14 protein-coding genes are annotated in these 13216 nt (G+C 46.1%); 10 read left to right on the top strand and 4 right to left on the bottom strand.

Annotated features, from left to right (window positions below; genetic code table 11):
* The first annotated feature begins 134 nt into the window (after positions 1 to 134).
* The 3 genes from F752_RS25385 to F752_RS0112640 all read left to right on the top strand — a co-directional run bounded on the left by F752_RS25385 (position 135) and on the right by F752_RS0112640 (position 6158).
* The gene (locus F752_RS25385) at positions 135 to 1988 is read left to right on the top strand and encodes a DUF3857 domain-containing transglutaminase family protein (RefSeq protein WP_017732112.1); all 1854 of its coding nucleotides are present in this window, start codon (positions 135 to 137) and stop codon (positions 1986 to 1988) included.
* Complete coding sequence (locus F752_RS0112635; RefSeq protein WP_017732113.1) at positions 1989 to 3989, top strand: transglutaminase domain-containing protein; 2001 nt, start codon at positions 1989 to 1991, stop codon at positions 3987 to 3989. It abuts the gene before it with no gap.
* Between the two features lie 798 nt (positions 3990 to 4787).
* Entirely contained in the window at positions 4788 to 6158 is a 1371-nt protein-coding gene (locus F752_RS0112640; RefSeq protein ID WP_040664589.1) for an MATE family efflux transporter, read from the top strand.
* Positions 6159 to 6233: 75 nt separating this feature from the next.
* Here F752_RS0112640 and F752_RS0112645 read toward each other — a convergent pair whose 3' ends face one another.
* The 3 genes from F752_RS0112645 to F752_RS24070 form a co-directional block, all read right to left on the bottom strand.
* Positions 6234 to 6452, bottom strand: coding sequence for a hypothetical protein (locus F752_RS0112645; RefSeq protein ID WP_017732116.1), 219 nt, complete (start codon positions 6450 to 6452; stop codon positions 6234 to 6236).
* 85 nt (positions 6453 to 6537) lie between these two features.
* Positions 6538 to 7128 (bottom strand): thioredoxin family protein, encoded by a 591-nt coding sequence (locus F752_RS0112650; protein WP_017732117.1) that lies wholly within the window; start codon positions 7126 to 7128, stop codon positions 6538 to 6540.
* Positions 7129 to 7198: 70 nt separating this feature from the next.
* On the bottom strand, positions 7199 to 7834 hold the full coding sequence (locus F752_RS24070) for a 4'-phosphopantetheinyl transferase family protein (RefSeq protein ID WP_017732118.1): 636 nt from the start codon (positions 7832 to 7834) through the stop codon (positions 7199 to 7201).
* Between the two features lie 178 nt (positions 7835 to 8012).
* Between F752_RS24070 and F752_RS0112660 the strand changes: the two genes are divergently transcribed.
* From F752_RS0112660 to folB, 3 genes are all read left to right on the top strand, one after another.
* Complete coding sequence (locus F752_RS0112660; RefSeq protein ID WP_017732119.1) at positions 8013 to 8933, top strand: WD40 repeat domain-containing protein; 921 nt, start codon at positions 8013 to 8015, stop codon at positions 8931 to 8933.
* 308 nt (positions 8934 to 9241) lie between these two features.
* Positions 9242 to 9925 carry a DivIVA domain-containing protein gene (locus F752_RS0112670; protein WP_017732121.1) on the top strand — a complete coding sequence of 228 codons (684 nt, stop codon included), beginning with the start codon at positions 9242 to 9244 and terminating at the stop codon, positions 9923 to 9925.
* 6 nt (positions 9926 to 9931) lie between these two features.
* Positions 9932 to 10318, top strand: a complete 387-nt coding sequence (folB, locus tag F752_RS0112675; RefSeq protein ID WP_017732122.1) for a dihydroneopterin aldolase — start codon at positions 9932 to 9934, stop codon at positions 10316 to 10318.
* Positions 10319 to 10348: 30 nt separating this feature from the next.
* Here folB and F752_RS0112680 read toward each other — a convergent pair whose 3' ends face one another.
* Positions 10349 to 10669 carry a HesB/IscA family protein gene (locus tag F752_RS0112680; protein ID WP_017732123.1) on the bottom strand — a complete coding sequence of 107 codons (321 nt, stop codon included), beginning with the start codon at positions 10667 to 10669 and terminating at the stop codon, positions 10349 to 10351.
* A 236-nt stretch (positions 10670 to 10905) separates the two neighbouring features.
* On the opposite strand from F752_RS0112680, the gene F752_RS0112685 reads away from it, so the two are divergent.
* From F752_RS0112685 to dtd, 4 genes are all read left to right on the top strand, one after another.
* The gene (locus F752_RS0112685) at positions 10906 to 11427 is read left to right on the top strand and encodes a DUF7935 family protein (RefSeq protein WP_017732124.1); all 522 of its coding nucleotides are present in this window, start codon (positions 10906 to 10908) and stop codon (positions 11425 to 11427) included.
* Between the two features lie 81 nt (positions 11428 to 11508).
* Positions 11509 to 11937 (top strand): YkvA family protein, encoded by a 429-nt coding sequence (locus tag F752_RS24075; protein WP_017732125.1) that lies wholly within the window; start codon positions 11509 to 11511, stop codon positions 11935 to 11937.
* Between the two features lie 46 nt (positions 11938 to 11983).
* Positions 11984 to 12673, top strand: a complete 690-nt coding sequence (locus F752_RS24080) for an NAD-dependent epimerase/dehydratase family protein (protein WP_017732126.1) — start codon at positions 11984 to 11986, stop codon at positions 12671 to 12673.
* Between the two features lie 18 nt (positions 12674 to 12691).
* Positions 12692 to 13144, top strand: a complete 453-nt coding sequence (gene dtd, locus F752_RS0112700) for a D-aminoacyl-tRNA deacylase (protein WP_017732127.1) — start codon at positions 12692 to 12694, stop codon at positions 13142 to 13144.
* The last annotated feature ends 72 nt before the right edge of the window (positions 13145 to 13216 follow it).

The following is a 13216-nucleotide window of genomic DNA, read 5'->3' on the forward strand; positions in this document are numbered from 1 at the left end:
TGGGCTGGTACTTTATAAATTATTATTTTACTTTGATTTAGTTGTAAAATGGGTTATGTTGTGAGGCGAAAAGTTAAAGGCTAATTAGGTATATCGAATAAACAGTAGAAGTTTGCCTTTACAGTTAGTTTCTTATGGCTGCACATCAAAAGCTTCCCGGACAGATCGTAGTCTTCCTTTTCCTGTTGGTCTGGCCTTTTCTGGCCTTCGGACAGTATGAGAATGAAGTTCTTGAATACAGGACGAAAATTACCATTGAGAACAGGAAGAGAATAGAAGAAGTCACCTGCCTGATCCAGATCAACAGACCCTCCGGTGACTGGATAGCCGAGATTGAAATCCCCTTTCAGGAAGATAATAAGGTGGAAATTCTGGAGGCATCTGTACTCAACCTAAAGAATGAAGTGGTAAGGGAACTGAAGAAAAAGGAGATAAAGACCAGAAGCAATATTTCCCGGGAGTCTTTTTTCGAAGATCACTATGTGAAATCCTTCTTTTTAGGAGGGAACGCTTACCCCTACCGTATCAGGTACAGCTATAAAGTAGAGGTAGATAATTTCCTGGATGTTACCCGTTGGCTTCCCATACTGTTTACGGATGTTCCGGTAAGAAAGGCTTCTTTAGAGCTTAATTTACCCTTTGATTATAAAGTAAACATTCGTGCTTCTGATAAACTGAAATATGCAGCAAAAAGAGAAGTGGGATATCAGGTTCACCGATGGGAGATGGATGGACTAGAACCGGTACGGCCTGAGCCTTTTTCTCCGCCCCTTCAGGAGCTCCTGCCAACTGTAACGGTTGTGCCGGAAAGCTTTCGCTACGGGCCGGAAGGTTCCACTGCCTCCTGGGCATCTTTCGGCCACTGGCAGGCGCAAATGAATGAAGGCCTGGATGAGCTCCCCCCTTCCGAAAAGGCTGTCGTAGACCAGTTGATTGCCGGAGAAACGGATAAAAGGGAAGTGATAAAAATACTGTACCACTACATGCAGGATCATACCAGGTACATTAATGTAACTATAGATGAAGGAGGCTTAAAACCTTATCCGGCCAGTTATGTCTGCGAAAAGAAGTATGGGGACTGTAAGGCCCTCACCATTTATATGAAAGCCCTTTTAAAGTACGCCGGTATCCCTGCTTACTATACGATAATACATGCAGGAGATAATCCGGTAAGAATTGATACAAGTCTTCCCGCTCAGCAGTTTAATCATGTTATTCTAAGTATTCCCCTGGAAGGTGACACAGTGTGGCTGGAAAATACGGCAGGCCATTTGCCTTACAATTACCTGGGTACCTTTACCCAGAACCGCTATGCCCTGCTGGTCAATGGCACCGTCAGTAAACTGGTGAAAACACCTGCCCTGCAGGCGGAAGATGTAGAGGAGAATAACTTCTACACCTTTAAGCTAGAGCCCGATGGGAAAGGGGAGGTTACAATTGTTAAAAAAATGGAGGGAGAGCTATTTGAATCTTTCAGGTACTTTCAACGCCACCTGCAGGAAGAGCAGCTGGGCCAGGAAATAAAAGACCGTTTAGCGCTCCGGAATTACAGGCTGCTTAACTGGCACTTTAATCAAAAAAACCGTGATGATACACAGTTGGAACTGACGCTTAATCTGGCTTTGGAGGAGCAGTTCAGGAACATTGGCGGGATGAAAATTTTAAAGATTCCTCCTATCCGGGAATTTAAGACAGGAAAAGCGGCCGCCAGAGTAAATTATCCTGTAAACAGGAGTGACTCTATTGTGTACCAGTTGCCCTTTGCCAGGCAGTATAAGGTGGAAGTGCCACAGGATGTGTTTATAGAAACCGCTGCCGGCAGCTTTAGTGTGAGCTACTCCCTGCAGAAAGAGCAGCTGCTGGTGGTCAGGAAGTTTCAATTATACAGAGGCGATTACTCAGTGGAGGAGTCTGCTTCTCTACACTCCTTTCTCGACCAGGTAAATCAGTCTTCAGGAAAATCAGTTATTGTCCTTAATGCTTTGTAAATGAACAAGTTATTACTCGTGGCTTTGAGCCTTTTGCTATTGACGAATCCTGCTTTCTCGCAGGAACTTAAAAGTAAGTTCGGAGAGGTAAATCAGGAGGAGCTCACGCTTACTGCCTATCAGAAGGATCCTGAGGCAGCCGCCCTTGTTTTATTTGATAAAGGGGAATCTTACTTCTTTGATACCGAGCGGGGTTACGATATACGGTTTACCCGAACCAGAAGAATCAAGATTTTTGATAAAGCCGGTATACCATTTTCTGAAGTTGCTATACCGTTTTATGTCGATGGGTATGGAAGAACAGAAAGAGTGGTATCGATTGAAGCTTACACCTATAACCTGGAAAACGGGGCACTGAGAAAAACAGCCTTAGACCCGAACACGGTTTTTGAAGAAAAGATAAATGAAAGCTGGAGAGTTAAAAAGTTTGTATTCCCATCTGTAAAAGAGGGCTCTGTTATTGAATATAAGTATGTGCTGGAAACCCCTTTCCACTTTAACCTCCCGGACTGGACATTTCAGGATAAAATACCCACCCTTTACAGCCAGTATACGGTAAAAATGATTCCCTTCTATGAGTATGCCTTCCTGGCGCAGGGAATTAGCAGGTTCCATTATCATGATACCCGTTTAGGTGATGCGGAAAGAACATTCGGGCAGGTGAGCAAGGTCTATGGCAACAATTTCGGCAGTGGCTTTGAGTTCAAAGACATGATTCATACCTATGTAATGAAGGATGTGCCGGCCTTTAAGGATGAGTCTTTCATTACTTCTTCGAAAGACTACCTGATGAAGATTGATTTTCAGCTATCTAAATTCCACAGTCCTGCAGGTGGCACAAATGAAGTTGTTACTACCTGGCCGGAGCTGAATAAGAGCCTCCTGAAGAATGATCATTTTGGTAAATACCTTCGGAAAAGCAAAAGGCAGGCAGAGAAAATCATTGAAGCAGAAATGAATCTCACCGGCAAGAGTAGCGCGGAAAAGGCTCAAATGGTAATTGAATATGTAAAATCCAGTTTCCGGTGGAATGGATTTAACTCCAAGTACACCTCTAAAAAGCCTAAAGAACTGGTAGAGCAAAAGAAGGGGAATGCTGCTGAAATTAATCTCTTTATGGCTGCCATGCTGGAGGCTGCAGGAGTGAGCGCCCGGCCGGTTATTTTGAGTACCCGTGACCATGGAAAAATAAAGGTTGATTATCCCTTTGATCATTTCTTCAATTATGTGGTGGTATTGGTGGAAGGCGAACAATTTGCCTTTCTGGCAGATGGTACCGAAAAGCTCCTGGCTTTTAACAGAATTCCCCCAAGATGTATAAATGAAAGAGGGCTGATAGTGGCGGAAGGGGAGCCGCAGTGGGTGAACCTGATTAATAATGTAGGTTCTCTGGATAGCAAAATGATTGATCTTAAAATAAATCCGGAAAAGCTTTTGGCAGATGCGATGGTAACTATACAGGCAACCGAATTTGAAGCCTTTGATTATAAAAATAGCTACCACAATGATACGATTGCCTTGAAGGAAGGCTTATTAAGTAAGGGTTTTAACAAACTTGGGCGGATAAAAACCCTTGGCTTTAACGAAAATGAACGGCCTTATGTAATTTCTCTGGAAGGGGAGGTTCCTCTTGAAGAGATTAGCAATAAGATTATAGTTTCGCCATTTCTGCAGTTTCCGATAAAAGAGAATCCTTTTACCCAGGAGAGCCGCTCTTATCCGATCGATTTTATTTATCCCAGAACAGAGAAACTTCGTTCTACCATTCATGTGCCTCAGGGGTATAAAGCATTTAGTATTCCTGCGAACTTTAAAATGGATAATGGACTTGCCCAGCTTATAGTAAACTACACACAAAATGGTGGACAGGTTATAGCAGATGCCAGTTATACATTTAGAAAAGCCGTTTACACCGCTGAGGAGTATACCAGAATTCAGACTTGTTTTGAAATGATGGTAAAAAAACTCAATGAGCAGATTGTATTACAGGCGGTGGAGTAGTTTTCTTCAACCTCTGAAGAGGAGCACCCTCAATTTGGATCCTCCTCACTTCTTCTGTATCTGAATGTATTTTTATTTAATAGGAGGGTAATAATGGTTTGAATTGCCATTGGGAGCATAAGGGTCGTGCTTCCCCACCGGGACCGCAGCCGCATCTGTCGCTATTTGTGGAGCAAGCTGCCTGCAGATAGCTTGCTCCGGCTGCTGCCCTTTTGTACAGCGCGCGATCCGCCTCCTCGCAACGACAGCCATAATTTAATTTTGTCCTGTTACTTACAACCAATAAAAAGCTTAGACTATTCCTCTCTATTGTCGCCTGAGTTGCTGAGGAACTGCTAAATACGGTCCGACCCTAAGGGCCAGTCCGAAGGCTTTGGTACACCTGGTATGGCCTTGCTGGCCTCTATTATCTTTGTGTACTTCATTATGATGGGTTTACGACAGCTATATATACCCGCTGGTGGTGCTGTTTTCGATTCCGCTCGCCATTATCGGAGCCCTGCCGGCCCTGGCTTTGTCGGCTTCCGCGTTCAGTATTTCTCCATATTAGGTATTATTATACTGATTGTTCTGCCCTGGAAGTTGAGAGCTTGAGCGCTACTCTTATTCCCGATGGTGTGCCTCCCCGGCGAGTCAATGACCTCATCGATTATTATTGTGCCACTCCTCTTAAGCAGGCAGGCTGAGGAGTAAAACAGGAGCCTTCATTTTTCCTAACAAAGGCCTGAGCAGGTGCGTAACTATATCTGTAAAACAGGTACAGGACAGCCTGCTAAGGACTTTGTTTTTTTTGATTATATGAATTTAATAACTAAAGTAAAAGAACACGAAACCCTCTTTTCCCTTTTAAAGCTCTCCGGCCCCATTGTGCTGGCCAACATTTTGCAAACAGCTTATCAGCTGATTGATACCTTCTGGCTGGGCCGTATAGGAGCTGGTGCCGTGGCGGCAGTGTCCTTAAGTTTTCCGCTTTTATTCCTGATTATTTCGCTGGGCATTGGCTTAACCCTGGCCGGTTCCATTCTTGCCTCGCAGTATAAAGGAATGGATAACCAGCGGATGATTAACTATGCCAGCGCGCAGACGTATTTTGTGATGCTGTTTATAGGCACTTTACTGGCGGCAGCAGGTTATTACTTTGCAGAGCCCCTCATGCGGCTGGTAGGGGCAGAAGGTGAAATTCTTCGTGATTCGGTCGACTACTTTAAAGTGTCTTCCATTGGTTTTATCTTTCTATTCCTGTTTTTTGTATTTCAGTCACTCATGAGGGGTATCGGGAATGTGGTCATTCCTACTTACGTAGTGCTCTCCACCGTTTTCCTCAATCTTTTCCTGGACCCGCTCTTTATTTATGGTTGGGGTGCTTTCCCGGCCATGGGAGTGGCGGGCGCTGCCATGGCCAGTGTTATTACCCAGGGATTATCGGCCCTTGCCGGCTTTATCATTATTTATCGGGGGAAGAACGGAATTCAGCTAAGCTGGAAAGATTTTAAATTCGATTTTGAGTTCACTAAAATTCTCGTAAAACTGGGAGTGCCAGCCAGCATGGAAATGTCAACCCGTGCTTTGGGAATGGCCGTGCTGATGGTGCTGGTGACGGGCTTCGGGGGGATGGTTATTGCTTCCTACGGTATTGGAGCACGTATTCTCAGCTTCGTCATTATTCCGGCGCTGGGGCTTTCTTCGGCCACCACCGCTTTAGTGGGGCAATATGTGGGGGCCGAAAGAATTAAAGAAGCAGCAGATGTAGGAAGGTTAAGTGCCAAGCTGGCCTTTTTCAGCTTAACGCTTATTGGAGGCTTACTTTTTTTAGTAGCAGAACCCCTTACCGCTTTTTTTGTGCCGGGCGAGGAACGGGTTATCCATAATGGCGCCATGTTTATTAAAGTGATGGCGCCCAGCTTCGGCCTGTTAGGTGTTCAACAGGTAATCAACGGGGTATTTAATGGCGCTGGTTTTACGCTTGCCTCCCTGCTTTTATCGGTCCTTTCATTGTGGATTATCCGCTTCCCGCTGGCCTTTATACTTTCGAACCAAACATCTCTATCCTTCGAGGGTATCTGGTGGGCCTTTCCGGTTTCCAACCTAATAGCCGCCATTGCCGCCATTATATGGTTCAGAACAGGTAGCTGGAAGGGCAAAAAGAGAGTAGGCTTTAATGTAAAGTAAGAGGGGAGCTAAGATATTAGACTATGGACAATGGATTTAGGAGTCTGGCGTGGAGCCAGGAGTCAGGAGTGTCCATTAAGCGCCTGTCATTGCAAAGCAGGGGGCGCCCAGCAGACGCAGGAAGCTGAAGCAACCCGCCTGCCGGCAGGTCTTTATCCAGCTGAAAGGGAGCACTAAAGGGAAAGCTTCGAAGGAGCTAAAATGGACGGGAGAGTTATCTTTGCGGGCAGAATACCCCAACAGAGCGTCTCCCTCACTTCGTAAATCTCCTTTCCCCGCAAGCACAGTTTCCATTGAAATTTGCTTGATAATCAATCCGTACAACCTACGACTAACCACCAGCCACTAACTACAAACAACTACCAGCCAACAACTAAAACTACATTTTAATCATACAGCCAACGGGGCGTTTATGGGGAGCATTAACGATTCTGCCTTTTAATACCGAGTCGAGAGCCTGCTTCAGGTATTCCTGGTTTACATCTGCGGCCACCTGTGGGTTGTCATCAAGAGCACCGGAATAGGCAACAGTGAAAAGGTTTGGCTTATTGGAAAGCACAAAAACTTCGGGCGTTTTGGTGGCGCCGAACAGTGCGGCTACCTTTTGGTCGGAATCGGCCAGGTAAGGGATGTTAAGGCCCCAGCTGGCAGCTTTAGCCTTCATCGACTCCATAGAGTCTTCCCTGCTTTCGTTCGGGTCGTTGGGGTTTATCATTAAAAAGGCAACGTCCTGTCCGGCATAAGCCTTTACCAGAGCAGAAAAACGCTCTTCGTACAGCTTGGAATAGGGACAGAAGTTACTGGTAAACAGCACGACCACTGCCTTGCGGTTCTGGAAATCAGATAACGAAACCTCCTTGCCGCTGACCGCATCGGGCAGGGTAAAATTCTCTACTCTTTTGGTTTGTGCCTGCAGGCTGCCGGAGACTGCAAAGACCAAAATGAGCAGGACTACTAATATTTTTTTCATGGATGTTTCTGTTAGTTCAGCTTATCAGCTTAATAATTACAGTTTAAAACTATCAAATAAAGTGCCATAATCAAAGGCTAAAACAGATGAGCAGGTCGTTATGGTAGCGGTAATGTAAGGTATGTTCTTCTTTAACAGCCCTTGTATGTATACGGCCCCGGAGCTGCCCTTGTTGCTGTAACAGAAAAGGCTCAATAAAAATTTCGTCCTGAAAAGTAAGTCCTCTCCTGCCATAGCACTTGTACAGGGCTTCCTTGGCGGCCCAGTAAATGCATAGCTTCTGCACCTCATCTCCGGCGGCAGATAATTCTTCCGGATGCAGGATTCTTGGCCCTATCCTGAGGAGTTGCTGCCGGGGCTTTTCAATATCGATGCCAACCGGCTGGCGGGTGTGGATAATGGCTGAAGCATAGGGGTAGGAGTGGGACAGGGAAATATGGGCAGCGGTATTGTGTAAAAAAGGCTTCCCGTGCTCGTCTTTCACTACGTCAGGATAATCAATTTTGTATTCTTTTGCCAGCTGCCGGAGGAGCAGGCGGCTGGACAACCATTCGAGCTTTTGCTTTTCTGATTTTATGACATCAAGCTCTGTGGCTGATGGCTGGTTTGCCTGCAGGGACTCCTGTAGTTCCGCAATGCCTTCTTCGATGTGCCAGAGGGCCCAGGAGGAGTGCTCATGCAGTTTTTCGTGTAGTATCTGGGGCATTGGTGGTGGTAGCTTGAGCTTTTAGTTTGAGTCGGTAGAGGATCCAGCTGCTTTCTCAGGGGACATAAGGTTCAAAACCCAGGACGATTATTCTGCCAATATCTTCACAAAAGAGCGTTTTAGTCCTTATTTTTACAAAAGTAACAGAAAAAGTAGTCCTCACCTAAGAAAGTGCTGAATGTCCCGACTAAATGTAAAGAAAAGGTATACCATTAGCGGTCATAAAGACAGCATTTATGCTTTAGCCCATGGTCCGGAGCAGGGCTCTTTTTTTTCGGCAGGGGCCGATGGAATGGTGGCGCAGTGGCAGGTAGAGCAGCCGGAAGAAGGGCGCCTGGTGGCGAAGTCCCCTTCATCGGTCTATGCCCTCAAATACCTGCCGGAGAGAGGCCTCCTGGTGCTGGGGCAGAACTTTGATGGTATTCACCTGGTCGATATGAAGACGCGCAAAGCAGCCGGCTCTCTGCAGTTAACGCCGGCGGCTATTTTTGCTATTGAAGAGTACAATGGCAGACTTTTTATTGGCAGCGGAGATGGCACCCTGAGTGTGGTGGAGCTGGATGGGCTGCAGCTGCTTTACCAGCAGAAAGTTTCTGACAAAAGTATTCGAACCATTCAGGTTCACCCGCAAAAGGAGGAATTTTCCGTAGGATGCAGCGATAATACCATTAAAATTTTTACCTTAAACTTTGTTGTGCCCAAACAGGTAATAGAAGCGCACAGGAATTCTGTTTTTACCCTGGCTTACTCTCCGGATTACCGCTACCTGCTGAGCGGCAGTAGGGATGCGCATTTGAACATCTGGAACAGCGCCGGCGAATACCAAAAGGAAAACAGCATCGTTGCCCATATGTATGCCATCAATCATGTGGCGTATAGCCCGGAAGGTGGTTACTTTGCTACCTGTAGTATGGATAAATCAGTAAAACTGTGGGATGCCGAAGCCTTCCGGCTGCTAAAAGTAATCGACAAAGGCCGACATGCCGGGCATGGGACTTCTGTTAACCGCCTGCTGTGGCTATCGGAAAATGTGCTGCTATCAGCCAGCGACGACCGGACTATTTCCGTATGGGATATCGAGTGGGAGGAGAGAGCATAGATTTGAGGGGATGTTAGACGATGGTTAACAGAGCCAGGAGCAAAGAGTCGGAAAAGCCGATAAACAACTGTCAATGCGAACGAAGCGCGGCATTCTTTACCAGGCTGAAAGGAAAGGGATTCTAAATAGGTATAAGGGTAATCAGGAGTTTGCGGGAGACTGGCTTGCCGTCAGCTTACCTCGTCTTTCCGCTTAGCCCCACTTCCTGCAATGACAAAGGCATGGGAGCTTTGCCTGCTGAATAGGATAATGAGCGAGAAGGCACCTGCCACTAAAAACAAACAACAAGCAACGAACAACCAATTATAATGAAAGTAACACCTTTAGAAATACGCCAGAAAACCTTTGAGAAAGAGTTCAGAGGCTTCGACAGGGAAGAGGTAAATGCCTTTTTGCTTTCCCTCTCCCAGGAGTGGGAACGTGTGGTCGAAGATCAGAAAGAGTTGAGATACAAGCTGGAAGTATCGGAGAAAGAAGTAGAAAAGCTGCGGGAGGTGGAAAATTCTCTTTTCAAAACCCTAAAAACCGCAGAAGCTACCGGCAATAACATGGTGGAGCAGGCCAACAAACAGGCCGAGCTAAAGGTGCGGGAAGCAGAGCTGAAGGCAGAAACTATTCTGAATAATGCCCGTTCGCGTGCCAAGGAGATTATTGACAGCGCCGAAGAAAAGGCCGACAACATTATTGGAGGAATGGAAGAGCGGGTACGCCAGCTGGAGCAAAATTACCGGATGCTCGAAAGCTACCGCGAAAACCTGTTGAACGACCTGGTGGTTACGGCCAACAGCACACTGGAAAGAGTGGAGCAGGCCGAAAAGAAAATTAGGAAGCACGATATTGAGGGCCTGGTACACCGGGCCGATAAGGCAGCCAAGGAGCTAAAAGCAGAGCGTAACCGCCAGCCGCTGGAAACCGAGCCTCCTGCCAAACAAAAACCGGCGCCGGAGGAGAATAACAGCAATTCTGAAAAGTCATTTTTCGACGACATTTAAGCAGTTATGGGTAAGATTTCCCTGGAAGGAATGGAGTTTTTTGCCTATCATGGATTTTACGATGAAGAGCAGAAAATTGGCAATAAGTACGCGGTAGATGTAGAGGTTGAAACAGACCTGAGCAGGGCTGGCAAAAAAGATGCACTGGCAGAAACCGTCAATTACGAAGAGCTTTATAAGCTGATTGCGAAAGTAATGGGCAAACCAGCCCGCTTACTGGAGGCTATCAGTTATAAGATTATAGAAGATATCTTTGCCGCCTTTGCGGCGGCGCATGTGGTAGAGGTAAGCATTTCGAAGTTTAACCCTCCTATTGGTGGCGTGTGCCACAGGGCCAGGGTAAGTATTAAAAAGTCGAGGCAGGAATACGAAGCACTGGAAGCTGAGCGATAGGCATAGAAGCGCAACAGAAGAGAAGGGGCTCTAGTTTGCCTGCTTCTCTTCTTCTTTTTTCAGCGGATTAATAAACATAAAGCCGCGGGCATCGGCCCCTTCGTAAAAATCGACCTGCATGCCCAGCAGGTACATGGTATGCCTTTTCTCAACAAAAACAGGAATGCCCTCTATCTCGTAGGTAAGGTCATTATCCTTGGGTTTGTCGAAGCCAAGCACGAAAGACATGCCGCCACAGCCGCCACCCTTCATTCCTATTCTGAGCCCATATCCTTCCGGAATATTTTTACTGGCCATAATGGCCTTCACTTCTTTCGCCGCTTTTTCTGAAAGTGTTACAGGTTCTAACATAAGTTTAGATTAAAACGGTTCGTGTTAAGTTTTGCAGTATAGTATAAAAAGAGGTGGGTCGGGGATAAGCTCTATGAAGCATGAACATCTCCTGATAACTAATTTACCACCGGCATCTCTGCCTCTCAAATTCAAATCTTTTTATGCTAATAATGGATTTTCAGTAAATTTAATTCAAATTTATACGCTTCAGAAGGTTTGTAATAAAGATAGTAGATTTTAGATAAGGAAATTGAATGGAAGTTTTGCTCGAATTATTGAAGATTCTCGTACCCGCTGCCCTGGTGCTGTATGCCATGTACCTGACTGTTAAGTCTTTTCTTGATAAGGAGCTGCAAAAACAGGTAGTAGGCATGCGCGATAAAAACACCGAAATAGTATTGCCTGTTCGTTTGCAGGCCTATGAAAGAATGGTGCTCTTTCTGGAGCGGATTACACCCAATAATTTGCTGCGGCGACTCAGCCGGGCGGAGCTTACGGCCAAAGAACTTCAGCATGTGCTGGTGCATGAAATAAGGGAAGAATATTCGCACAACCTGGCACAGCAGGTGTATATGAGTGATGAGTGCTGGCGTACCATCCGCCAGAGCATGGAAGAAACCATTGCACTCATTAACCAGTCGGCCGAAGGATTGCCGGCCGAGGCCAAAAGCATTGAACTGCACCGGAGAATACTGCAGAACTCGGTCGATGAAAATATTGACCCGACCGGGCCGGCTCTAAAGAGGGTAAAGGACGAAATCAGGCAAATTTTTTAGAGAGCTGAAGGCTTTTTCTGCCAAGTGCAAACTATATAGCAGGGAGCAGGTTAAACCCTATAGAAATATTAAAAATGTATCATGAGGAGAAAAAAAGACCATTTACTGGACAGAACCAGAAGAAAGATGGAGGAATCGGCCGGAGAGGCAGAGGACTATGCACGCAACCCGGGTAAAATATGGCGCCTGATAAACAGGGCCAAGGAAAAACTGATGGAGATGGAAGACCATCGCAGTACCTTTAAAAATATTGTGCGGCATGTGGGGGTATTTATCCAGATGCTCCGGGATTACTCGAGAGGCTACTATCCGCACCTTCCCTGGAAATCTCTCACGGCTATTATTGGTGCCCTTCTGTACTTTCTTAATCCTTTCGATATTATCCCCGACTTTATTCCGGGTATTGGCCTTCTCGATGACCTTACCCTCCTTACCTGGGTATACAGAAGTGTGGAGGGCGATGTGGAAAATTACCTGGCCTGGGAACAGGGTGTGGACGAAATCGACTAGTACGCCTTATTTTTAGTGCTCGAAAGTCAGCTCATTTTTTAGAAATATGGAAAACAAAAAAGCCCTTATTGCCGGTGCCACTGGCCTGGTGGGGCAGCAACTTTTATCGCTCCTGCTGAGTAGCAGCGAGTATGAAAAAGTGTATGTCCTCACCCGCCGAACGCTTTCATTGGATAGTCCAAAGGTTGAAGAGATTCTTCTCGATTTTGATGAGCTGGATGAAAGCTATTATCTGCCGGAGGTCGATGATGTGTTCTGTTGCCTGGGGACTACCATGAAAAAAGCCGGCTCGAAAGCCGCCTTTCGAAAAGTAGATTACCAGTATCCTTTGCAATTAGCGAAAAAAACAGCCTCTAAAGGCGCCAGACAATTTCTGCTGGTAACAGCAATGGGGGCAAATCGCAAATCCTTCTTTTTCTATAATAAAGTAAAAGGAGAGGTAGAAGAAGATATCAGTAAAGTATCCGAGCTGCATAGCATTTCTTTTTTCCGCCCTTCCCTGCTGTTAGGCGAAAGGCAGGAGAACCGTACCGGCGAAGGTATTGCCGCTAAGCTGATGGTATTTCTCCAGCCCCTCATGAAGGGTTTCCTGCGAAAGTACCGCCCCATTTACGCCCGTACCGTTGCCAATGGCATGCTCAGTATTGCCCGCCAGGAGCCGAGAGGGGTAAATGTTTACGAATCAGAAGAGATAAAAAATCTTTCGGGCGAGATTACCGTTTCGCAAAAGATGTAGAATGCGTAGTTTAGCAGCATGATAGCAGTTATTCAACGCGTAAGCGAATCATCTGTACGGATTAACGGAACAGCCAGAGGAGAAATAGGGCCGGGCCTTATGGTGTTATTAGGAATTGAGGAGGCCGATGGTTCCGGGGATATTAGCTGGCTAAGCAAAAAGATGGTAAACCTCCGTATTTTCGAAGATGAGAAGGGTGTTATGAACAGGAGCCTGCTCGATAGCGGAGGCGATATATTGCTCATCAGCCAGTTTACCCTGCACGCCAGCACCAAAAAAGGCAACCGCCCCAGCTATATTAAAGCTGCCAGGCCCGACATTGCCATCCCTCTCTACGAACAGTTTATCCAGCAGCTGGAAGCTGATTTAGGTAAGCCTGTACAAACAGGTGAGTTTGGGGCTGACATGAAGGTTAGCCTTATCAATGATGGCCCTGTAACAATTATTATTGATACCAAAGACCGAAAATAGCCTGGTACGTAGGAATAAATAGGCTGTAGGGAAAGAGAGGGCATTATTTTTGCTTGAGTAAATTTATTTCAA

The sequence above is a fragment of the Nafulsella turpanensis ZLM-10 genome (assembly GCF_000346615.1).
Lineage (GTDB): Bacteria > Bacteroidota > Bacteroidia > Cytophagales > Cyclobacteriaceae > Nafulsella > Nafulsella turpanensis.

Coding starts and splice junctions, on each gene's coding strand:
- F752_RS25385 (WP_017732112.1), top strand. CDS start 135: ATGGCTGCACATCAAAAGCTTCCCGGACAGATCGTAGTCTTCCTTTTC.
- F752_RS0112635 (WP_017732113.1), top strand. CDS start 1,989: ATGAACAAGTTATTACTCGTGGCTTTGAGCCTTTTGCTATTGACGAAT.
- F752_RS0112640 (WP_040664589.1), top strand. CDS start 4,788: ATGAATTTAATAACTAAAGTAAAAGAACACGAAACCCTCTTTTCCCTT.
- F752_RS0112645 (WP_017732116.1), bottom strand. CDS start 6,452: ATGGAAACTGTGCTTGCGGGGAAAGGAGATTTACGAAGTGAGGGAGAC.
- F752_RS0112650 (WP_017732117.1), bottom strand. CDS start 7,128: ATGAAAAAAATATTAGTAGTCCTGCTCATTTTGGTCTTTGCAGTCTCC.
- F752_RS24070 (WP_017732118.1), bottom strand. CDS start 7,834: ATGCCCCAGATACTACACGAAAAACTGCATGAGCACTCCTCCTGGGCC.
- F752_RS0112660 (WP_017732119.1), top strand. CDS start 8,013: ATGTCCCGACTAAATGTAAAGAAAAGGTATACCATTAGCGGTCATAAA.
- F752_RS0112670 (WP_017732121.1), top strand. CDS start 9,242: ATGAAAGTAACACCTTTAGAAATACGCCAGAAAACCTTTGAGAAAGAG.
- folB (WP_017732122.1), top strand. CDS start 9,932: ATGGGTAAGATTTCCCTGGAAGGAATGGAGTTTTTTGCCTATCATGGA.
- F752_RS0112680 (WP_017732123.1), bottom strand. CDS start 10,669: ATGTTAGAACCTGTAACACTTTCAGAAAAAGCGGCGAAAGAAGTGAAG.
- F752_RS0112685 (WP_017732124.1), top strand. CDS start 10,906: ATGGAAGTTTTGCTCGAATTATTGAAGATTCTCGTACCCGCTGCCCTG.
- F752_RS24075 (WP_017732125.1), top strand. CDS start 11,509: ATGAGGAGAAAAAAAGACCATTTACTGGACAGAACCAGAAGAAAGATG.
- F752_RS24080 (WP_017732126.1), top strand. CDS start 11,984: ATGGAAAACAAAAAAGCCCTTATTGCCGGTGCCACTGGCCTGGTGGGG.
- dtd (WP_017732127.1), top strand. CDS start 12,692: ATGATAGCAGTTATTCAACGCGTAAGCGAATCATCTGTACGGATTAAC.